This is a genomic window from Psychrobacillus sp. FSL K6-1415 (assembly GCF_038003185.1).
Taxonomy (GTDB): Bacteria; Bacillota; Bacilli; order Bacillales_A; family Planococcaceae; genus Psychrobacillus; species Psychrobacillus psychrodurans.
Map to the genome: position 1 here is coordinate 1587638 of NZ_JBBOOQ010000001.1, position 23458 is coordinate 1611095.

Consider the following 23458-nt stretch of genomic DNA (forward strand, 5'->3'; position numbering starts at 1 on the left):
ATTTCTCCTTATCCAATAAAATTTCAACTTCTGTCCAGCCTCAATTTTTTGATGAACATTATAATTTAGACAGACTTTCTTATTATTTGAATAAGAGATTTTCTACGATAGACACTCAATGCTATACCTACAATAAAAGCATTTAGTATAGTCGGCATAAAACCGTAACTCATAAATGGTAAAGGCATCGAGACAATTGGTAATTTACCTACTGACATTCCTATAGTATATATAAATTGTATGGAAAAAAGTGTTACGCCTCCAATGACAAGTAACTTGCCAAATGAATCCTTTATAGAGAATGAAATAATACAAAGTCTTATTACAAATACTGACAAAAGTATAACAATTAATAGTGCCAATCCATACCCATATGATTGTATTAGATGTCCAAATACCAAATCAGTATGAGCCCCAGGGATTTTAACTTGTGTTTTGGACCCAAACCAAGCTGCATTTTTTATAACTTCTTCTAGTAATAGATACATATAACCTGCGCCTTCTGCATTCTCTTGAGGGTTTAAATAACCATATAGACGATGTAATTGATATTGATGAAGTATACTAGTGGTTAAAATAACCACTCCTATCGCTAAAATACCCGTAGCGCTAATCACAAGCAACTTTACTCTAGGAATGACTTGACTTTGAGAAAAAAGGACACCTACCAGTACAACATACATAAATAATACGGATAAATTAGCAACAGATGCAAATGAAATAATTGATATGACAAAGAGAATCATAGCTTGCAAAATTTTTACGGAAGGTCTAGCGAAGATCGCAGCCCATGCTATTAAAAATAAAGGAATGGCCATCCAAATTTGTAGGTCTAGCATACCTATTGACAGCATAACCTCCCCATTAATTAACGTATTTGAAAAGAAATGAAGCAATGATAAGAAACCTATACCAGCGACGTAAAATAAATAACTAAATCTTTGTAGCTTTCGGTAGTCAGCATACATTATGGCTAAAGCAAGGAACAGACCAAGGATTACAAAGATAACTTTATTTTGAATCATTGTTTGTAAATCAATATAGCCACTATACTGTTCTTGTTTATATGTGAGCAAAGGTAAAAAGCTTAATAAAAGTGTACAGCAAAGTATGGAAATTAGTAGCCAATCAATTTTGGGTTTATGTATATGGTCTAATGACAGACCAAGTGTTAATGGGCTCCCCATTTTTTGAATTGCTTTTTCTTCCGCCTCCATTTCATTAATTCCTTTTTGTAACCAGAGTTTCTTTGATCTCAATATGTGTTGCGTTAATTCCTCACTTACATAAGCTTTTGCTTCCTTAGAGCGAATCTTGCTCGTCACTATTTCTAGAAATTGTTTAATTTTCATTGATATTCAACTCCTGGAATAAATCTTTTAAGGAATATCGATTCTTTAACTCTAATTGTTCTTTTTGTATTAAGTTTAAACCTTTATTAGTTAGCTCATATTACTTCTCGCCATCCTCTTCCCAATAGGATTTGACATAACCTAGATGTTCTTGGGTATGTAGATGTGTGTAAATTATTCCTTCATTATTTACAATACTTTTAATACCTCTTGCATGAAGTAGTAGTGTTAAATCTGAACCTGTTTTTCTCTGTGTCAATAAAGTTAATATTAATGGCGTTAAATCCGTATGGATGTGTTCTATACTTTCATTTATTTTTTCTCGTTGTACTTCCTTAAACCGTACATGTTGGAACGTATTATTTTTCATTGCTTTCTTTAACCGCTTTAAACGTTCATCCATGTTGAGCCCTCCAGTATGTTTTTTAATAAAGCTTTTCCTTTACGCAATCTGGTTTTAATCGTATTCTCCTTCACTTCTAGGACATTTTCTATTTCCTTAATAGCAAGTTCTTCATAATAAAACAAATAAATTACTTCTCGATATTTAACAGGTAATTGCATAACAGCTTGTGCCAGTTGAGCATCTTCATCTTGTTGGATAATCGTTCGTTCTACATTATCTATGCTGACGCTTAAACTTAAAATTGTATCTTCAGTGGTCTTCACACGTTGGTTATACCAACACTTCAAATAATCCTTTGCATGATTTATCGCAATGCGCCATAACCATGTTTTTATTTTTGATTTACCTTTGTATGTATCTAAAGACTTATAACATTTTACAAATATCTCTTGCGTTAGATCCTCTGCGATTGCGTGGTTATTCACATATGCATAAACTAGCTGTATTATGTCTTGACCATATGCTCGCATTAAATCATTAATAATTTCATCGTGCTTTTCTGCTGCTATAGAGGCAATTGTTATTTCTCCCATAAGCTTCTCTCCTTTTTCCATTAGACGAGACTATTAAACAGAAAGTTTTAAGTTTCTAGTTTTTATAAAAATAGTAGCACAAACACCAATGAGGTTTGTGCTACTTAAGATTAAAGATTATCTGAATCTAATGAGAAAATTCTTTCAAAAACCTGTGTTACCGATTGTAATGCAAATTCAGATTACAATAACAGCAAAATCAATAATAGAGCAAATACAATCTGGAACAGACCGATTCCCCCTGCATAAGACGATAACTTCCAACCGTTTAGGGTAAGGTCTTTAATTTTAACACTCAATCCAATTCCAGCTAAAGCAATTATTTCCAAATAGTTTCCGAATCCTTTAATGGAATGAGTAGCTATTTCAGGGATATGTAGAATACTATTTATACAACATAATATGAAAAACCCTCCGACATACCATGGAACGATTGTATTACATTGAAATGGGACCTTTGTTTTTGGCTGCTCTACCTTTTTTAGTTTGATTTGTTTCAAAACGAAAACAACACCTACTAGAAATATAATTCGACTGATTTTAAAGACGGCTGCCTGATCCTTAACTGTTTCACCGACTATACTTCCGCTAGCCACTACTTGTCCAACAGATTGCAATGTTCCACCTATTAAAGCAGATGAACGCAATACATTGTCATGAAAAATTACACTTATAATCAATGGTAACATGACCATCAAAACCGTCCCCAGCAGATTAACAATTGTAATAGAAACGGCAACGTCAGATTCCCTCGCCTGAATGGTTGGTGCAGTTGCCACAATTGCAGATGAGCCACAGACTGCATTTCCACTAGCCATTAGTAAACCAAAGTCCTCGCCGAATCGTAGTTTTTTTCCTAACCAAACAACAAACATAATCGTCGCTGTCATTTGAATGAGAATAAAAGTTAGTCCTGATATTCCGATTTCCAATAATGAATTGAAAGTCAAAGTAGCTCCTAACAGCACAATAGAAATATATAATAAATTACTTCCTGAAAACTTTACTCCCGACTTTAAAATAGAATATGAACCTATTTTTAGATTGCCAAATAATATACCAATCAAAATCGCAAATAAGCCACTTCCTAAATTAGGGAATATTCTACCGAGAGCTATACCAAACATTGCAATTGCAATACAAGCTAATAGTCCCGGTAAAAGATTTATAATTTTCCTTGTCATTTTTCTACCTCATTAAATAGTTTACTGTTCTCGCTAAAAATCATTTTAACATAATTTACACATGCTTTGTTTTTGGGTACCAATAGAAACAAATAGACATATAGGTATGGGAACTATTTAAGTGAAATGTTTTAATCAAGCAGTTTGTGGGAAAGTGAAGCTTAAAGTCCAAGTATATATATTAGTAAATTGTTGGATAATAAAGATTAACTTAAAGGACTTTTAATCAGGGGTGGAACTATATGGGCTATGTATTTGTTATTGTGTATTTAACGATTATTTTAATTGTAATAGAAATTAATACCATCCTGTTTACTTTTACAGGACTTAAAAAAAATATTGCCAGATTTCAGGTTATCTCCATGCTTACAGGAACTGGATTTACGACAGGGGAATCAGAACTAATTATTGATCACCCCATACGTAGAAGGCTTGGTGCTTTTTTAATCCTCTTTGGTGCATTTTCTTTAGCGGTTATTATTTCTGCAATTAGCAGCATATTGTCAGATGAATTTTTCACTATGAAAATAGGTTATGTCGCTGGAACATTGGTTTTGTTCTTATTTGTTTTAAAAGTTGGTAAAGTCAAAAATAAACTAACCGTCTTATTTGAGCATGAACTTGAAAGAAACTTTGATCTTCAAGATATGACTATAAAAGATGTCTTTTTAACAGAAGAGAATGATTACTTAGTGGAAGTTCCTCTCCACAGTTCTTCCACTATGATTGGTGGAAAACTAATAGAGAAATTAAATTCAGAGGAAGACATAAATGTTTTGTCAATAAAGCGGGGAGAAATTGTTATCCGAAAGGAAAGACTAAATACCGAGCTTCAAGCCGGAGATTTCATTTTGATGTTCGGTGATAAAGAAGTGATTAGAAGAATTTTTAAAGCAGAACTGAAGGAACATGAAGAGGAGATAAAGAACGAAATTGATCGTCGGAATTAAAATTAATACCAAAATTATCTAAATTAGAATAGATACATTAAATAAAGTTAGATTAGAAATATTGACCTGCATCGCCAGGGTAGATCCTCATTATCTTCTTAGGCTTTAATTATAAAAATAGAGGTTTAGAATAATTATTCCCATGCGAAATTTTTGCGCTTTTTTACTGATTTATTACAACAATCATACCGTTATTAGGTATAACCATTACTGAAACTTCTTTATTTGAATTTGAACTATATCCTTTAAAAAAGTAAGCCCTATTTGGGTTGAAAGGATTCCAGATATTGTCGTTTTCAATCGGAATCGTGTCTGTTTTTAAAATGTTCATTTCATACTTGTTAATTACCTTCTCTTTTGCTTGATTATGAGTTAACTCTGGTAAAGAAAATAAAACAGTGATTAAAAAAATACAAATTAAAATAAAATACGGTAAACGCTTTTTGTCTACAATAAAAAATTTATAAAAGGTAACTTGAAGTACCAACAAAGGAATCAGCAAATCTAAAGACATGACATTACTATAAACTTGTTGATTTACTATAGCTAGGATTATAAATAGAATCAACGATATGATAAAACCAGGCAAGTAATTCTTCAAAAAATCTCCCCTATTTCTATATTAATCACATATACCCAGTTCTATTGCTCTAGGCTTCAATAACTTTGAAAGATACTACAACGTAGTTTTAGTTGCATCAAATGTGAATAATTGATCATTTTATATATTTGAATAAATTTCATATAGAATATTATATAGTCAAATCCGAACAATGCTGATTTCCGCTCTTGGCGGACGCTTTCCGCGGGCACGGCTTCAATCTCCTCGTCACTACGTTACTCCGGGGCTTTCAGCTCGCGCTGTTCCCGTTGGAGTCACCGCCTGCCACTCCAATCAACGGAATCGGTTTTAATATATTGCAATATTAAGTAAATATTCGGATTTTTGAATAAGACAAGTAATTATGTAATTGACTCATTTATAAGTAAAATTATCACTGTACTTTTGGCCAACTTTTTTATGTTTATAGAACTCAATTAAAAAACGAATACAAACATTCCTTTTCAGTGCCAAGCACTGCAATTTTGTCGACATTTATTTAATCTTGGTCTATTCCATTAGTATTTTAACATAAACTATTGATTTTTTTTATTTCAAAATTTTATACAAAGTAAAATGAAACTATTCTTTTGCGCAATTCGTCTAACTGTTACTTCAAGAGGTGGGTTAATATGGAAGATAGGAAAATCATACGATCTCAGAGATATTGTGCAGGGTTTTTATCATAGCATTTTGAAAAGAAAGGAATTTATAGAGATAAGCAAACTCCATAATTTCTAATTAGCTGGGCTCAGTGGGAATTAAGGGTATCCATAGGTTGCAGGGAGAGGGATTTTCAAATACTCTCTATCTACCAAATGTATTTTTAAAAATAAAAGCTAGCAATTTTAAGGAAATATAATATAGGAGAGATTAGGACTTGGCTAAAGAAGAATCATTAGATATTATATTAATCTTAGGCGTTATTTTGTATTCATTACTTTTTTTAGGGCTTGCGGCTTTCATAGCTTTTTTTTATGCGACATTTAGCATATTAAGTCTGTCTGCAGTTCTTGTGCCACTCTTTTTGTTTTTAGTGTTTATACTAATTTTGTGGAAATATAGTTATCTTAAGCATGCACAAAAAGGTAGAACTTTGTTACTGGTTTTTGCTATTCTTAGTTTCATTCCGCCTTTATTTTTGATAGATATGTTAGGGAAGAATGAGGAAAAACTAAATTTTACAACGGAAAAGTGGTTGAATAATCCTGATGACAGAAGGTATATTGTCTATGACTTTTTACAAGAAAATAAAATAGTCGGACAAACAAAAAAAGATATCCAAAAGCAATTAGGAGTTCCAGAAAAAAACTCGTTTTACAGCGAACAGAATGCTATAGAATACCTGCTTGGTCTTGAGTTAGGATTCATACAAATGGATAGCTCTTACCTAATTATCTGGTTTGATGAAGAAGACAAAGTTATAGATTATGAGATAGTAACAGGTTAAAAAATAATTATATTTCCAGGTTTTCTTGTATTAAAATAATTATTGTAATGTGAGGTAAATATCAATACTTATAGCTATGTATATTGCTAGAGTCTAATGAAACGTTGAATAGAAAGAATATATTTTGAAAAGTTGAAGATCCCCCTAATTCACAGAGAATCTTAATTTTAATAAAGTTGTCCCACTGTTGTAAAAGTAGTGGGGCTTCTTTTATTTTAAAAAAAGTTACTTTCGTTTTTCTTGATATATTATTCTACTTATACAATCTAAGGTGTCTATTTTTAGTTTCGGTCATTTATAAAGCAGATACCTTGAACAAATATTTACCTAGAATTATTATCTATTAGAGACGTTTAAATAACGAAGGGAAGAAAAAATATGATTAGAAAACTTACGCCCATTCCTGTTTCAGTTTTGGATTTAGTGGCTGTCAAAGAAGGCCAGTCAAACAAAGAAGCTTTTAAAGATATGGTTAGCCTGGCACAACATGCGGAAAAGATCGGATACAATCGATATTGGCTAACAGAGCACCACAATTCGCAGACTGTTATTAGTTCTGCTACTTCTATTTTAATCGGTCATGTATTGGAAAAAACAGAAACTATTAAAGTAGGTTCAGGTGGTATTATGTTACCAAATCATGCACCACTTGTTGTTGCAGAGCAGTTTGGTACTCTTGAAACAATCTATCCGAATAGACTTGATTTAGGACTGGGTCGTGCTCCGGGAACTGATATGCAAACTGCTCATGCTCTACGCAGAACGACTCAGGAAACTTCTTTTTCTTTCCCACAGGATGTTGTGGAATTGCAAAATTACTTTAAATCTTTAGATCAGCAAGGTGGAGTTCGTGCCTTTCCTGGTGTAGGTGTCAAAGTACCAATTTACATTCTTGGTTCGAGTACTTCAAGCGCAGAGTTAGCCGCTCGTTTGGGACTACCTTATGTATTTGCTGCGCATTTTGCCCCCCAACAATTTGAACTAGCGATACAAATTTATCGTAATAAGTTTGTTCCTTCTGTGTATTTGTCAGAACCATATGTGATGGTTTGTGTAAATGTGATAGCAGCAGATACAAATGAGGAAGCTAAAAAGCTTGCAACATCTAGTGATCGTTTTTATTTAAATGTAGTAAGCGGTAAAAAGGATTTGTTACAGCCCCCAATAGATACAATGGATGGTCATTGGAACCATTTAGAAGAAAATGCTGTCCGTGGAATGTCTGTTTATACATTTAAGGGAGATTTAAATGCAATCAGTACCCAATTAAAATCATTCCTAGGAGCATTCCACGTTGATGAATTGATGGCTGTTTCTTATATTTACGATCAAGAAGCAAGAAGACGTTCATATGAAATATTGAAGGAAGCTGTTGATCAACTTTAAGGAAAACATCTCCTACCAAATTGAATTCTTATGCTTTAATTAAAGAACTCTGGAACTGTGTTTCCAATAGATGGTGGTGAAAGGTCAGTTTAAATAAAGACATTCCTTTTCGGAGTGTCTTTTTTTGTAGAAAAATCCAATGATTATGTAATTATTCTTATAAGAATCAACAACCCCAAAAAAATGAAACAGTTTCTATATATTGATAGAAAATCTATTTGTTACATTGCTCGCTAAAATTAATATTTAACTCTATCGAGTTAACCACTAAATCCTTTGTTACTAGTGTAAGGCATGGATTATTATTTAGGTGTTCAGGAGCTGAGCAAATTAAAAAGAATTACCACACATAAATTTAATGAAACTATAAATAATAATATAAAGTTCAAATTTTCAGGGTCAATAGACATAATTTCTGAAAAAATTTAGGTTTATCTATTTAGGTTAATTCTTTTAATCTCGATCGATAAGCCTGTTTTTTGTAATCGTAAAGGATAAATTTTTTTTTTGATGAATATACACTTAAGTAATAATCAAAAAATTCAAATAAGGAGGAAAATCATGAAGAAAAAATGGATTACCATGGTGATGACTTGGGTATTAGTTATGGGTATGTTCAGTTTTCAAAATGTTGCTCAAGCAGAAGAAATAGTAAAGGAAACTTTAAACGATTCTATTACTAGGGTTATAGAAGAAAAATTAGCTGGAGCAGATGTGAGTATTACTGTAAGAGACCGCTTGTCCGGAGAAGCGATTTATGACTACAATGGTCTTACAACTGTAAAACCAGCGTCTAATATGAAACTTTTGACTACTGCAGCAGCTTTAGACATATTGGGAAAGGATTACCGTTTCAATACTAGCCTTTATACTTCTGGGAAGGTGTCGAATGGAGTTTTAAAAGGGGATGTCTATTTAAAAGGACAAGGTGATCCAACTTTATCCATAGAAGACTTACAACAGTTCGCAGAAGAGTTAAAAGCACAGGGTATCCATAAAATTGATGGTCGAATTGTTGGTGATGACAAATGGTTTGATAATGATCTATTAACACCGGGAATATGGATTGGGGACGAGTCTTATTATTACGCTGCACCTATTTCAGCTTTAACCACTTCTCCAAACACAGACTACGATTCCGGTACGATTATCGTAGAAGCAGTTGGGACTGTAGTTGGAGACTTACCGTCCATTAAGGTAACGCCACACAATGGTGATTTACAAATATTAAATGAAGCACAGACAGTGGAAGTGGGAAAAGCCAATACAATAACGATCGAAAGATTACATCAAACAAACAAGATTGTCATTAGTGGTAACCTTCCTGTCGATAAAACAAAAAGAGAATGGGTGACTGTTAAACATCCAACGACACATACATTGACAATGTTCCAGGCAGTTTTAGTAGATTCAGGAATTGAGTATTCAAAAGAAAAAGTATTTCAAGCTGCAACACCAAATAGTGCTCAACTCGTAGCAATGAAGCAATCGATGACACTGGAACAACTGTTAATCCCGTATATGAAACTAAGTAACAATGGTATTGCGGATATTTTAGTGAAAACGATGGGTAAAGTGAAAAATAATCACGGTAGCACAAAGGCTGGCTTACAAGCTATTAGAGATTATGGAAACTCAATTAACTTAAATATGACGGATTGGCAATTTGAAGATGGGTCAGGAATGTCTCACGAAAATAAGGTTTCCAGTTTATTGGTAAGTGAGTTGTTATATCAAGTGCAACGAGAAGATTGGTTTACTACCTATTTTACAAGCTTACCAGTAGCTGCAAATACAGATCGAATGGTAGGAGGTACTTTAAGAAATCGACTGAAAGATCCATTAACAGCAGGAAAAGTCTATGCAAAAACCGGGTCATTAACCGGTGTTAGTACATTGAGTGGTTATCTAGAAACAGGTAGCGGCCAATCGTACATCTTTAGCGTGTTAGTACAAAATAAATCTGGGGCTTCCATTGCGATTGATGAAATTGTTAAAGAAATAGCAGAAGAATTATAAGGTTTAGGTTTAACCTTAGCACTTCTCCTATTCAGTATTTAGAATGATACCGCTAAACTTTTAGATATTAAATAAACACCTATACGTAAAAACGGGTTTCCCCTTTCAACGTGAAGGTGTTTTTTACTTGTTTGTAAGTGAAGAGTAATTTTGTGTTTCTTCTATAAAAATACTAATTAAAAGGTAAAAATCAATACATATGTCCAAAGTTGATTTGAAGTTTTGTCTTTCGGGTATTAGATATTAGTAAAATTACTTATTAACAGCCTTAATAGAATTAGAATTGTGGTCATTCATAAGTGTTTGTCAATGAATTTTTGGGTATTGGGTCTGATTGCTTTTCCAAATAACAATTTCCTACATAGAATATAAGTACTTAAATTTCTCTATTTCATAATGGAAGCGTTTTCAAACGATTGTTTGTCTAGAATAATTGCAAATGGTTAACCATCATTGTATGGGTATTATTTAAGGGAGGTCTCGTATATGAAAATCAACAATGCAATTGAAGTTTTAGATCGGATGCGTCTATCGAATGGAGCTTATACCGCCAGCGTTTCAAAAGACTACCATTTTGTCTGGATACGTGATGTTGTATACACGGTATTGCCTTTTTTACAAAGCAATTCTGATCGGTATGAAAAAGCATATCATGCTTTATTTGAACTATTTAAAACATACGAATGGAAAATAGATATTCACCGAGAAAAAAAACCGGTTTATCTTTTTGAGTATATCCACTCGCGATATTCCACAGATTTAGAGGAATTGAGCCAAGAATGGGGGCATGCGCAGAATGATGCGATTGGAGCGTTCCTATGGGGAGTAGGAGTGGGATTAAGCCACGGACATAAAGTTATCCGTGATGAGAATGATCTTTCTATTGTTCAGAAACTAGTCGACTATCTAGAATGTCTAGGGTACTGGCAAGCAAAGGATAATGGAATGTGGGAAGAAAATATGGAACTACATGCTTCAAGTGTAGGTGCATGTGTGGCAGGCTTGAGTGCGGTTAAAATGCTTGTGAATGTTAAGGATGAACTAATTCAAAAAGGTGAAGAGACGCTGCGTTTTCTATTACCTCGTGAAAGTGAAACAAAAGAAACAGATTTATCACTTCTTTCACTTATCTATCCGTATCGTGTAATTGAAAGGAAAACTGCACTTAAGATAGTCGAGATGGTTTCCGAACAACTTGAGCGGACAAATGGCTGTATTCGTTATCGTAACGATCAGTATTATAACGAAGGCAGCGAAGCAGAATGGTGCTTTGGACTACCTTGGCTTGGACTGTGTTATTTTGAACTGGGGTTGCATGACAAGGCTTATGAATATGTGGATAAAACGGAAAGAATCGTACCAGAAAATTGGGAAGTCCCTGAATTATATATTGGCGGTAAAAATGTCCCGAATGGCAACACTCCACTAGCATGGTCCGTAGCGCTTTCATATTTATTTTTAAACCGTATGGTTAATACACATTCTACACAATTGACAGGAAATGACTGAGCTCAAAATACAGGTATAAGATTACCTTTTAATAAGGAGGACAGCTGATAACTTTTCTACGATTAACGGACCTTAGTATTTTATTGTTATTAACTTTGCATGAACAAAATGTATTTTCCAAAAAACCTCCATTGTATGGAGGTTTTTTTATTATGTCTATATTTATCGAATATTAAGAATAGTTAAATATTGAAAGGTATTTAAAGATATATGGCGAATAATTTAGAGTAGAATTGGTATTTATATTGAGAAAATCATAGATTGAAAGGGGTGTTTAAATGGTAGAAGTCATGAAGTTGAATAACCAGCTATACCCAAGTGATTATGATGTATACCTTTTTCATGAAGGAACACTGTATGAAAGTTATAAGATGCTCGGAGCTCATATACTTGATGAGAAAGGTATACAAGGTGTTCGTTTTGCAGTATGGGCACCAAATGCAAGACAGGTTTCCGTTGTAGGTAATTTTAATAATTGGAATGGTACCCAGCATAAACTAGAATGCTTGGATCAATCTGGAATCTGGGTTTTATTTATTCCTGAACTTGCTCATGGTGACATCTATAAGTATGAGGTTACAGGACCAGACGGACGGAAGGAGTTAAAAGCAGATCCGTATGCTTTTTATTCGGAGCTCCGACCAGAAACAGCTTCTATTGTCTACAATTTGAATACTTTTAAATGGCAAGATCAAAAATGGATGGCAAAGCGAGTAAAAAAGGATATTTATCACAAACCGATGATGATTTACGAAGTTCACTTGGCTTCATGGAAACAAAAAGAAGGTGGGGAGTTTTATAATTATCAAGAACTTGCAGATGAATTGATCAATTATGCAATTGATAATGGCTTTACACATATTGAGTTGATGCCTGTTATGGAGCATCCATACGATGGTTCATGGGGTTATCAAATAACTGGCTACTATTCAGCGACTAGCAGATATGGTACTCCTGAGCAACTAATGTATTTTATAGATCGATGCCATCAAAAGGACATTGGTGTAATACTTGACTGGGTACCTGCACATTTTTGTAAGGATATACATGGACTTGGAAAGTTCGATGGAACGGCACTTTTCGAATCGGCAGATCCATTGAGAGCAGAGAGACCAATTTGGGGAACATATAGCTTTGACTATAGTAAGCCTGAAGTCGTCAGCTTCCTCATTTCAAACGCAATATTTTGGATGGATGTCTATCATGTAGACGGTTTTCGTATAGATGCAGTTTCATCCATGATTTACCTAAATCATGATAATCCTCTCCCTGTAAAATTGAAAAATCAATATGGAAGTGGAGAGAATCTTGAAGCAATCGAATTTCTAAAAAAGTTAAATGAGACTATTTTTCAAAGATTCCCAGGTGCACTGATGATGGCGGAAGAAGCAACCGAATGGCCGTTGGTAACAAGTCCAACTAGTGCAGGTGGACTAGGATTTAATTATAAATGGAATATGGGCTGGTCAAATGACGTGCTCAAATATATGATGCTTGATATTAATCAACGACCAGAGCATCATCATTTATTAACATTTTCGTTTTTATATGCATTTTCAGAAAACTTTGTCCTTCCATTTTCACATGATGAAATAGTTCACGGCAAAAGGTCATTACTAAATAAAATGCCCGGTGACTACTGGCAAAAATTTGCAAACCTTCGCCTCTTATTTGGCTATTTATTTGCGCATCCAGGGAAGAAACTTTTATTTATGGGTAGTGAATTTGCACAATTTGACGAATGGAAATACCAACAAGAAATGGATTGGATGCTATTAGATTTTGACGCTCATTCCACTTTTTTTCGGTACTATAAAGATTTAAATAAATTATATCAAGAAACATCTTCACTATGGCGATTAGATCATGAGCCAGTCGGCTTTCATTGGATCGACGCGGATAATGCAGATCAAAGTGTGATTACCTTTATGAGAAAAGGAAAACGTAAGGGGGATTATTGCATTATTGTTTGTAATTTTTCAGCCGCTGTGTACCATAAATATCAAATAGGAGTTCCGACCAAGGGTAAATATTTTGAAGCATTTAATAGTGATGCTACTTCATATGGAGGGTCGGGACAGTTGAATTCAACCCCAATGAATGCCAGTCAAATTTCTCACAATAACCAACCTTATAGCTTAGAAATAACTGTACCACCATTAGGGATAGTTATATTCATGAAAGAAACGAAAAAAAGAAAAAGGGGAGTCAGTACAAATGGCATCTAAAAAATGGATTGCAATGCTTTTAGCAGGTGGTCAAGGTTCGAGACTCGGGGAATTGACGAGTGACTTAGCTAAACCAGCAGTGCCATTTGGAGGGAAATACCGGATTATCGATTTTACCTTAAGCAACTGTACACATTCAGGTATTGATACTGTCGGCATACTAACTCAATATCGGCCGCACATTTTAAATTCATATATTGGTAACGGCCGTCCATGGGATTTTGATCGGAATAACGGTGGGGTTTCGATGCTACCACCTTATCAGGGAAAAGATGGTGGTGAATGGTATAAAGGTACAGCAAATGCCGTCTACCAAAACTTCCACTTTATCGATCATAATAATCCAGAATATGTACTTGTAATCTCAGGAGATCATATTTATAAGATGGATTACAATAATATGCTCGAAGATCATATTGAAAAGGGTGCACATGCGACGATAGCTGTCTTAGAGGTACCTTGGGGAGAAGCAAATCGCTTTGGTATTATGAATACAAACGAAACGGATCAAATTATTGAATTTGATGAAAAACCAAAATATCCAAAAAGTAATTTAGCTTCGATGGGTGTGTATATATTTAATTGGAAACATCTTAAAAAATATTTAACAGAAGACGAACAGGATACTAGTTCTTCTAATGACTTTGGAAAAGACATAATTCCTAAAATGCTGAAGGATGAAGCAAAACTACAAGCGTATCGCTTTAAAGGCTACTGGAAAGATGTCGGAACGATTGAAAGCCTGTGGGAAGCACATATGGATTTATTGGAGGAACCTTCAAATTTCAAGTTAGGAGATCCAAACTGGCAAATATACGCAGGAAATGCCAACCACCCCCCACAATATATATCTGAAGATGCTGATGTAACACAATCTTTAGTCAATGAAGGTTGTTTAGTGTTTGGAAAGGTAGATCATTCAGTTCTTTCCTATAATGTCCAAGTTGGCAGTGGCTCTATTGTACAAAATTCTGTAATCATGCCAAATGTGAAAATCGGTAATAATGTTATTGTTGAAAAAGTTATTATCGGTAGCGGTACAGTTATTGAAGATGGTGCTGTAATCTCTGACTCTAAAAAAGGACTCATATTAATTGGTGAAAATCAACAGGTTTCCTCGGAAAGTGCTTTACTGAAGGCTTTATAATAGGAGGTAGGTTCAATGAGGAATGTATTAGGTGTTATTAATCTTGTAAATGAAAGACCTATGTTAAAAGAATTGACTCATCATCGTTGCTTAGCCTCCTTACCATTTGGCGGACGTTACCGGATGATTGATTTCACTATGTCAAACTTTATGAACGTCTCTGTAAGTAAAGTTGCTATTTTCGCAAAAGATAAATATCGATCATTGATGGATCATCTAGGTTCCGGAAAGGAATGGGATCTCGATCACCGTTCACAAGGTCTGTTCATTCTACCTTCAATCCATCCTGACGAAAAAATTAAAGGAGATTTGCAGCAGTTCTATGATCATTTAGAATTTTTCCAGCGGGCAATTGCAGATACAGTAATTATTGCTCCTGGCCATCATATTTGTAAAATTGACTTTAATGATGTGATCAAACAACATGAAAGTAATGATGCTGATATTACAGTTCTGTATAAGGATTACGATGGGGAGGCAGTGAAAAGACCAATTTATCATCAATGTTCACTTGATAAAAACGGTGTAGTTCGTGATATAAATTTTTTTACGTCACCTAAGAAAGGTGATCATATATGTTTGGAAACATATGTGATTAAGAAACAACTATTAATAGATTTAATAAAGAATTGTATAGAATATGATGAATATGATTTTTTAAAAGATATTGTTAAAGCTAATTTAAACAACCTTAAAGTGCAAGGATATCGATTTACAGGTTATATGCCATTTATTCATTCCCTAGAAACATACCATGCTAGTAATATGGAATTTCTAAATCCAGAAATTCTTCGAAACTTTTTTTATGATTCGTGGGAAGTTTTCACGAAAATCAAACATGAAGCACCTGCCGAATTTGCAAATTCTTCCAAGGTTTCTAACTCATTAATCGCAAATGGATGTATTATTGAAGGCACTGTTGAGAATAGTATTATTTTCCGAGGGGTTAAAGTTAAAAAGGGAGCAGTAGTTAAAAACAGTATCATTATGCAAAAAGGTGATATTGAAGAGGGAGCTCATATAGAAAATGTGATTACGGATAAACAAGTTGTCATCACTAAAAATCAAATAATCACAGCAATGAATAAGCCAATCGTAATCAGAAAAGAAGTAGTATTTTAAACTGGAGGTACACTAGCATGAATGTTTTATTTGCAGCCTCGGAGTGCGCCCCATTTATAAAGACCGGGGGACTAGGTGATGTTATTGGCGCCTTGCCTCAATCTTTAAAAGAACAGGGAGTAAACGTCAGCATAGTATTACCTAAATATGACGATCTCCAATTGAATTTTAAAGAACAGATGGAGTGGATTAAAAGCATTGAAGTACCAGTGGGATGGAGACGTCAATTTTGTGGTATAGAGAAAATTCATTATCAAGGAGTAACGGTATATTTTCTAGATAACGAATATTATTTTAAAAGGCATGGTAGTTATGGCTTTGAGGACGATGGTGAACGTTTCGCTTTCTTTTCGCGAGCAGTGCTAGAGGCCTTACCATTTCTAGAGGAGCGACCGAATATTATACATTGTCATGATTGGCAAACAGGGCTGATTCCTGTTCAATTGAGAGCCAATTATGAAACCAATATATATTATGAGGGAATTAAAACTGTGTTTACCATTCATAATTTACGCTACCAAGGTGTATATCCTAAATCAGTTCTAACTGATTTGTTGGATCTAGACGAGCAATATTATCATTTGGACGCCTTAGAGTTTTATGGTAATGTAAGCTACCTCAAAGGAGGACTCGCCTTCGCAGATTGTCTAACAACTGTTAGTTCAACCTATGCATCTGAAATACAGTCTCCTTATTATGGGGAAAAACTGGATGGATTTTTACGAAAAAGAGGTGTTAATCTGCAAGGAATCGTGAATGGAATAGATAATAATTCCTACGATCCTAAAGTAGATGAAAATCTATTCCTCCCATACGCCGATTATAAGGGGAAGTCTATAAATAAAATGCGCCTTCAGGAAAAACTTGGGCTACCTATCCACGCTGATATTCCCATAATTTCAATGGTTACTAGACTAGTTGATCAAAAAGGTATAGATTTGATTTTACATGTCTTCCATGAAATTATTGGTCTAGATGTTCAGTTTGTTTTACTAGGAACAGGAGATCAGCGGTATGAAGAAACGTTCATTTATTTAGAAGGCATTTATCCGGATAAAGTGTCAGCTAACCTTTATTTTGACGAAGCATTGGCGCGACAGATTTATGCCGGTTCGGATCTCTTTTTAATGCCATCTCAGTTTGAGCCGTGTGGTATTGGGCAATTGCTCGCACTTCGCTATGGAACCTTGCCAATCGTCCGTGAAACGGGGGGGCTGAAGGATACAGTTATGCCCTACAATGAAATAACAGAAGAAGGACATGGATTCAGCTTTGCTAATTATAATGCACACGAATTGCTTCATAGAATTGAGCGTGCAGTAGCACTATATCGTTCCCAACCTACTAAGTGGGACCATCTGGTAGGTCGCGCTATGGATCTGGACTTTAGCTGGTTTTCATCATCGCAGCAATATATAAAATTGTATGAGAATCTCCTTAAGTCCCAATAATAATCAAGAATTGTTAACAATGGTTGTAAAACCTGATAATCTACACAAAGACGCATTCCATTGAGGGATGCGTCTTTGTGTAGTTCTGCAAATTGAAAGTAACTAGGGATTTAAATGCAAATGCGTTAATAGTTATTTAGTGAAAATGAAAATAATGGGTCGAGCTTCGTGTTGATTGTAGTACTGTTTATTTTATTAATATTTGTAGGAGCAAGTTTTATTAATTAATACAAATACGTTCGAAATTAGAGAGGAAGTTGGCCAAAAAAATATAATAATTAGTCATAGGATAGATACTATTTCCAACATGCTAGGAATAATTGATGGAAGTTCGACTTTAAAAGCTTTTTCTTTTAACCCTTAATTACTATTGAGTCTATTGATACTGTAGTAGAACTGCGAGGTTCGTTTTTTTAAATACATAGAAGAAAGTGATATCATAACTGTTTGAAACTTTATTGCTGAGTTTAGAGCACAATTGAAATAATTTTGTAGTTAAAAAATTCTATTACCTTAATTAGCTAAATGCTTTCAAGGTTTTATACTATGATTTATATTAAATCAGCTAATTATTAAATTGGAAAGCAACGATAAGAATGAACTGTCACCAATAGAGTCTATAGTTACAAAGATTAGGAGTAGTAAAGAGAGAAGGTAATCTTTTACTTGACATAAGTCAGAAAAAGATGTAGGTTATATTAGCTTTATAAAATTATATTAAAATATTGTTACCAAATTACTCCAATAATTTAAAGCTTGAAAGCTATTCTAATCGGAAGGTGATAAAATGGAAATTTTAAGTAATAAAAAGGCAACTTTTTTAAACAAGTTTTCTAGTCTATATTTTTTAGCCGTTTTCATGCTATGGATTAAAACATATATCACACAAGTAACTCAGTTTAACTTAGGAGTAGAAGGATTCCTTGAACATTTCCTTCTATTATTAAATCCACTCGGCTCCGCCATGTTATTTCTTGGGTTTTCTTTCTTTTTCAAAGGAGGAGGAAAATATACTTTACTTGTAATATTCTACATTTTAATGTCTTTTCTTTTATATGCAAATACAGTTTATTATAGATTCTTTAGTGACTTTATTACATTACCTACGTTTACTCAAACGCAGAACTTTGGAGACTTAGGTGGCAGTGTAATTTCTTTATTAAAACCCTACGATATATTGTTCTTTGTTGATGTACTCTTGTTAATTTACCTATGTTTATCTAAAAAAACACAAAAAGATAATAGTAGAATTGGATATAAAAAAGCTATTACAGGAATTGCTTTTGTGTTAGCAATATCTACACTAAATTTAGGACTAGCTAACATTGATCGACCACAGCTATTAACTCGTGGCTTTGATAGGAGCTATATTGTGAAGTATTTAGGAATGTATAACTATACTATTTATGACGCTACTGAAACTATAAAGGCGTCTTCACAAAGGGTTTTAGCTGATAGCGATGATATGACAGAAATTATTAACTATACAAAATCTAACTATGGTGAATCTAACCCAGAATATTTTGGGGCAGCAAAAGAAATGAACGTCATCTATATCCATTTAGAGTCATTCCAAAACTTTCTAATGAATTATAAAATAAACGGTGAAGAAGTTACACCATTCTTAAATTCTTTAATTAAAGATCCGAATACACTATACTTTGATAACTTCTTCCATCAAACAGCACAAGGTAAAACTTCGGATGCTGAATTTATGCTTGAAAATTCTTTATTTGGTTTACCGCAAGGATCTGCATTTATTACAAAAGGTCAGAATACCTATCAAGCAGCTCCCGCAATCTTAAAAGAGAGTGGTTATTCATCTGCCGTATTCCATGGTAATAACGGAACCTTTTGGAATCGTAACGAAATTTATAAATCATTCGGCTATGACCATTTCTTTGATGCCAATTATTATGACACTACTGTTGGAGAAGATATGGCTGAATATGGCTTGCTAGATAAGCCATTCTTTGAACAATCATGTGATTATATAAAAGCTCTACCTCAGCCTTTCTATTCTAAATTTATAACAGTTGGGAATCATTATCCGTATAAAATGGATCAAAACTTAACAACAATTGATAAAGCTGATACTGGTGATGCAAGTGTAGATGATTATTTCCAAACTGCTCGTTATGCAGATGAAGCAATTGAACAGTTCATTGGTGAATTACAAAAGTCTGGCTTATATGATAATAGTATGCTTGTTTTTTATGGTGACCATTACGGTATTTCAGAAAATCATAATAAAGCAATGGAACAAATCATAGGAAAAGAAATTACTCCATACGAAAGTACCAATTTACAACGTGTACCATTAATTATTCACGTTCCTGGAATGCAAGGTGGAATTAATCATACTTACGGAGGGCAAATAGACCTTCTCCCTACCTTATTACACTTACTTGGTATTGATTCACAAAATTACGTTCATTTTGGTACTGACTTATTATCAAAAGAGCATAATAATGTAGTAACATTTAGAAATGGTGATTATGTAACTCCTACCATCTATTCGATTGATGAGAATTTCTATGATGCAACAACAGGTTTACCACTAGATGATGATAAGCAATTAGAGAAAGCGATTGAGTATAAAAAAGAAGTGGATAAAAAATTACAATTATCCGATAAAGTTGTAAATGGTGACTTATTGAGATTCTATACACCTGCGGGATTTTCTAAAGTTAATCCTTCCGAATTCAATTATAATCAGGGTGTAACGGAAGAAATTGATAATGAAGAAAAATAGGGAGTAATACACCTAGTATATAGTTGGTGGGTAACACATAGATAGGTTTGGCATGCATTTCACAATTCCTAAATATCTTGGAAGATCGACTGAAGTATATATCGAGCCATTCGGAGGTTGAATTGCTCACTTTATTTTAGCGTTTAAGAAACTCCTCATATGACAATTGAAGACTATTAATTAGTAGTTAATAGTCTTCAATTGTCCCAGTTTCCACTGGCATCCCATAAACTGAATAGTTTTCACTTGATAAGTTCATACTTCTAAAAAAGAAGTAGGTGAACACTATTACGAAATTAGAAGTAACATTGAATGATTTTTATTTTGAAACGCTTAATGAATTAGTTAACCAATTTAACGAATCAATTCCTAAGCATGCGGTTTATAGATATTCGGCGCAAGACGTTTTGGAATTACTTATCCTTAAAGAATATGTGAACAGTGATATAAAAACTATTTGACCTTGAAAAGGGCACTGAAAGAGTCCTCAAAGGTATTTCATAGCGAGTAAGTGAACGATTTATCGTTCGCTTACTCGCTATTTAAAATTGGGGAGCCGTTGATAAATGTTCCAGGCGGACGCGTTTCGTCGGCATGGCCTCAGCCTCCTCGTTGCTGGGGTCTTCACCTCATGCTATTCCGGCTGAAGTCGCCGCCTTCCACGCAAATCAACTAGTTTCTGCTTATCAAGAAGAAATTTTTCTCCTATCTAAAAATTCTCCTTTTTATGGCGATTTACAAAGTCGTGCCGAAAGACAACATGCTTCTCCAAATCAATGCACTCGTCGAATTTCCTAGATAACGGTCGAAATGCGATTCCCCCATTGGTATGTTTAAAGGGTCTTTTTTATCTTTTTTTGGGGGAGAAGTAATGTTCTCCTCAATACTGATTTTGCTAATTGTAACACCTTTAGCTTTAGTAGAATGGTTAAAGAGGCAATCAGTTGAGGTTTTTTAGTATTGGTTCCAGATTCTGAACGACTCTAAATTGTATTAGAACCTGGTGCCTATTTCTAATTGCTCTTGTATATCTAATTTACATTCCCCACATTTCTATATAACTATAGTTCAGTGAAATAATCCGGATTCTCGTGACTTTTTCAACATTAGTTTTGTTTTTCGGTTAATCTTTTCTTTAAGGAAGGTGCCGAATATTAAAAATGCTAGACTGAATAGCAAAAGGAAGGAAGCATCTCGTATTGCTCTCTGCCACACTATACCACCTACAGCTTCTCGCATAATATCTACTGCATAAGTAAAAGGGAGTGCAGGGTTAATCGCCTGAAAAAACTCTGGTAATAGAACGACTGGATAGGTACCACCTGCCCCAGCAATTTGCAAGACAAGCATAATAATTGCAAACGCTTTACCTATATCACCAAATACAGAAACTAGCGTATAAACAATTGACATGAAAACGAAACTAATAAGAAACCCAAATAATATAAACCAGAAAGAATCTTTAACATCAACACCTAAAAGAACAATGTCACCTATTGTTACAATTAATGATTGTAGAAGACCAATAGCTGAAAATGTAAACAATCTACCGAAATACACTGCGCGTTCGCTTATACTACTTTCATGATTGGTATCTGTAGCAAGCAGGGAGATAAGAAGCAAACAACCGACCCAGATAGCAAGGACTGTATAAAAAGGAGTCATACCTGTTCCATAGTTTGCGATAGGGAAAAGTTTGTTTTCTTTCAAGACGATTGGTTCTTCAAAGAAGCTACGTTCCGCTTGTGGATCATTGCGGAGTAACTGGATTATTTCACTAATATTCGTTTCACCTTGAACTTTTCGTATCCTATCTGCTAACTGGTTTACTTTTTCACTTATATAAGGATATTGTGCCAATGCTTGATCCAATGTTGTTTTTCCCTCTTTTATGTGGGCGTCTGTACTATTTAGGGTACGGGTGACTTCTGGTAGAGTGGACTGTATACTGGCTAGCATTTCTTTAGCATTTCCTAAAGTCTTTTTTGCTTTAGCTACTTCGGAAAGAATAGTTGGTTCAATCGTATTCTTGTATTCGTTTATAAAGGCATCCAGTTGGACGGATGTATTCTGAGCTATTTTTTGTAAATCATTCAACGTTTTTTGCATTTGTTGTTCTTTATCTTTTATAAGGGTATCAATTGTTCGTGCATTTGTCTGCGCTTCTTGTAAAAAAGCTTTCAGTTCGTTCGTTCTATCAATTGCATGAGCTAGTTTTGTTTGTTGTTCTACGCTGTTTTCTTCCAAATTAGAATCATTAGAGCTATTGGCTACTTCCTTTAACCAATTAAGGTCCTTCCCAATAGAGTCAACTATTTGTATATTAGAGGTTATCTTGTTGTCTAAATCCTCTTTTACTCTGTTCAACTCTGTAAAATCCAATTGAACGTTTTGAACGTTTTGAATAAATTCATTTGTACTTTGTGCAATCTCCGATATTTTTTCCAAATCATTTTCAACTACAGGTGCCAGTTCATTTAAACGATTTTGTGCTTTCGTCAAGAAATCTATTGTTTTTTCAATCGAACTCAAACCTTCAGTCGTTATTTGTTCGGCTCGTGGCACCATTGAATTAGCTTGTGAGATAATTTTCTGTGCGGAAGAAGCATCATTATGAACACCAGTAAGCAATTTATGGATCGTAGGCAATTCTTTTTCCATTTTAAATACATAGTTTTCGAAGTTTTGAATATCTGGTAGATCACTTTCTATTGCAATTCCTAAATCATTAAAGAGTTCAAAAATGACTCCATTCACACTTGAGATGAATTGACTACTAACTTTTTGAACAATAACCGTTGCACCTTTTTCCGTTATTTTGGGTGCAATGGAGTTAATTTTTTCATTTACATAGTACTCGATATCCGCTTTCTGGGGATTATCTGAAACAACGGAAGCTAACTTTTCGGAAAAATTATTAGGGATAATAATTACGGCAAAAAAATCACCATATTCAACTTGTTCCATAGCGAACTTGCGTGAAGCAAAAGACCAGTCCATGTCTCGATTATCTTTTAATGTGTCGACCAGGTGATTTCCAACATTTAGTTGTTCTCCGCGAACCATTGCTCCTGCATCTTCATTCACAATGGCCACAGGAATTTGGTCAGTTTTAGCATAAGGATCCCAAGAAGCGTATATATTAAGCCATGCATATAAAGAAGGTAGAAAAACTAAACCCCCTATAAGAATTGCAGCAACCCAATTCCTGCTTATATTTTGAATGTCTGTCTTGAAAATAATCCAACTATTTTTCATAACTAGTCCACCCTACTGAATTTGATAGGTCTTTGATGGTTGTAGTATACCCCAATAGATAGCGACTAATGTAAGTATGGACAGGGAGATAGAAAGTGGTTCTATCT

At 34.2% G+C, this 23458-nt stretch carries 16 protein-coding genes and 1 pseudogene; 11 read left to right on the forward strand and 6 right to left on the reverse strand.

The window, feature by feature from the left end; genetic code table 11:
* Positions 1-65: 65 nt before the first annotated feature.
* From MKY60_RS07380 to MKY60_RS07395, 4 genes are all read right to left on the reverse strand, one after another.
* Entirely contained in the window at positions 66-1352 is a 1287-nt protein-coding gene (locus MKY60_RS07380; protein WP_241595783.1) for an FtsW/RodA/SpoVE family cell cycle protein, read from the reverse strand.
* 100 nt (positions 1353-1452) lie between these two features.
* The gene (locus MKY60_RS07385) at positions 1453-1755 is read right to left on the reverse strand and encodes a transcriptional regulator (protein ID WP_241595780.1); all 303 of its coding nucleotides are present in this window, start codon (positions 1753-1755) and stop codon (positions 1453-1455) included.
* Complete coding sequence (locus MKY60_RS07390) at positions 1740-2291, reverse strand: sigma-70 family RNA polymerase sigma factor (RefSeq protein WP_093494523.1); 552 nt, start codon at positions 2289-2291, stop codon at positions 1740-1742. The genes MKY60_RS07385 and MKY60_RS07390 overlap by 16 nt, the downstream gene beginning before the upstream one ends.
* A gap of 182 nt (positions 2292-2473) precedes the next feature.
* A complete protein-coding gene (locus tag MKY60_RS07395) occupies positions 2474-3475 on the reverse strand; it encodes a YeiH family protein (protein WP_340929304.1) in 1002 nt (333 codons plus the stop codon).
* Positions 3476-3717: 242 nt separating this feature from the next.
* On the opposite strand from MKY60_RS07395, the gene MKY60_RS07400 reads away from it, so the two are divergent.
* Complete coding sequence (locus MKY60_RS07400) at positions 3718-4425, forward strand: TrkA C-terminal domain-containing protein (protein WP_093494525.1); 708 nt, start codon at positions 3718-3720, stop codon at positions 4423-4425.
* A 163-nt stretch (positions 4426-4588) separates the two neighbouring features.
* Here the strand turns inward: MKY60_RS07400 and MKY60_RS07405 are convergent, their stop codons facing one another.
* Positions 4589-5026 (reverse strand): hypothetical protein, encoded by a 438-nt coding sequence (locus MKY60_RS07405; protein ID WP_241595773.1) that lies wholly within the window; start codon positions 5024-5026, stop codon positions 4589-4591.
* 880 nt (positions 5027-5906) lie between these two features.
* On the opposite strand from MKY60_RS07405, the gene MKY60_RS07410 reads away from it, so the two are divergent.
* The 10 genes and pseudogenes from MKY60_RS07410 (at position 5907) to MKY60_RS07455 (ending at position 20093) form a co-directional block, all read left to right on the forward strand.
* On the forward strand, positions 5907-6476 hold the full coding sequence (locus MKY60_RS07410) for a hypothetical protein (protein WP_241595770.1): 570 nt from the start codon (positions 5907-5909) through the stop codon (positions 6474-6476).
* 378 nt (positions 6477-6854) lie between these two features.
* Positions 6855-7862 carry an LLM class flavin-dependent oxidoreductase gene (locus tag MKY60_RS07415; RefSeq protein WP_090562306.1) on the forward strand — a complete coding sequence of 336 codons (1008 nt, stop codon included), beginning with the start codon at positions 6855-6857 and terminating at the stop codon, positions 7860-7862.
* A 561-nt stretch (positions 7863-8423) separates the two neighbouring features.
* Positions 8424-9881: a D-alanyl-D-alanine carboxypeptidase/D-alanyl-D-alanine endopeptidase gene (gene dacB / locus MKY60_RS07420; protein WP_241595767.1), complete on the forward strand. Its 1458-nt coding sequence runs from the start codon at positions 8424-8426 to the stop codon at positions 9879-9881.
* Positions 9882-10367: 486 nt separating this feature from the next.
* Positions 10368-11390, forward strand: coding sequence for a glycoside hydrolase family 15 protein (locus MKY60_RS07425; protein WP_093494528.1), 1023 nt, complete (start codon positions 10368-10370; stop codon positions 11388-11390).
* Between the two features lie 278 nt (positions 11391-11668).
* The gene (gene glgB / locus MKY60_RS07430) at positions 11669-13618 is read left to right on the forward strand and encodes a 1,4-alpha-glucan branching protein GlgB (protein ID WP_340929307.1); all 1950 of its coding nucleotides are present in this window, start codon (positions 11669-11671) and stop codon (positions 13616-13618) included.
* Positions 13608-14765, forward strand: a complete 1158-nt coding sequence (locus tag MKY60_RS07435) for a glucose-1-phosphate adenylyltransferase (protein WP_241595762.1) — start codon at positions 13608-13610, stop codon at positions 14763-14765. The genes glgB and MKY60_RS07435 overlap by 11 nt, the downstream gene beginning before the upstream one ends.
* A 15-nt stretch (positions 14766-14780) precedes the next feature.
* Positions 14781-15887 (forward strand): glucose-1-phosphate adenylyltransferase subunit GlgD, encoded by a 1107-nt coding sequence (gene glgD, locus MKY60_RS07440; RefSeq protein ID WP_241595759.1) that lies wholly within the window; start codon positions 14781-14783, stop codon positions 15885-15887.
* Positions 15888-15904: 17 nt separating this feature from the next.
* Positions 15905-17338, forward strand: coding sequence for a glycogen synthase GlgA (gene glgA, locus MKY60_RS07445; protein ID WP_340929309.1), 1434 nt, complete (start codon positions 15905-15907; stop codon positions 17336-17338).
* A gap of 156 nt (positions 17339-17494) precedes the next feature.
* Positions 17495-17566, forward strand: a pseudogene (locus tag MKY60_RS07450) (YjcZ family sporulation protein); the annotation flags it as partial.
* Between the two features lie 559 nt (positions 17567-18125).
* Positions 18126-20093, forward strand: a complete 1968-nt coding sequence (locus tag MKY60_RS07455) for an LTA synthase family protein (protein WP_340929310.1) — start codon at positions 18126-18128, stop codon at positions 20091-20093.
* A 1068-nt stretch (positions 20094-21161) separates the two neighbouring features.
* Here the strand turns inward: MKY60_RS07455 and MKY60_RS07460 are convergent.
* Positions 21162-23351, reverse strand: coding sequence for a YhgE/Pip domain-containing protein (locus MKY60_RS07460; RefSeq protein ID WP_241595751.1), 2190 nt, complete (start codon positions 23349-23351; stop codon positions 21162-21164).
* Positions 23352-23458: the final 107 nt, after the last annotated feature.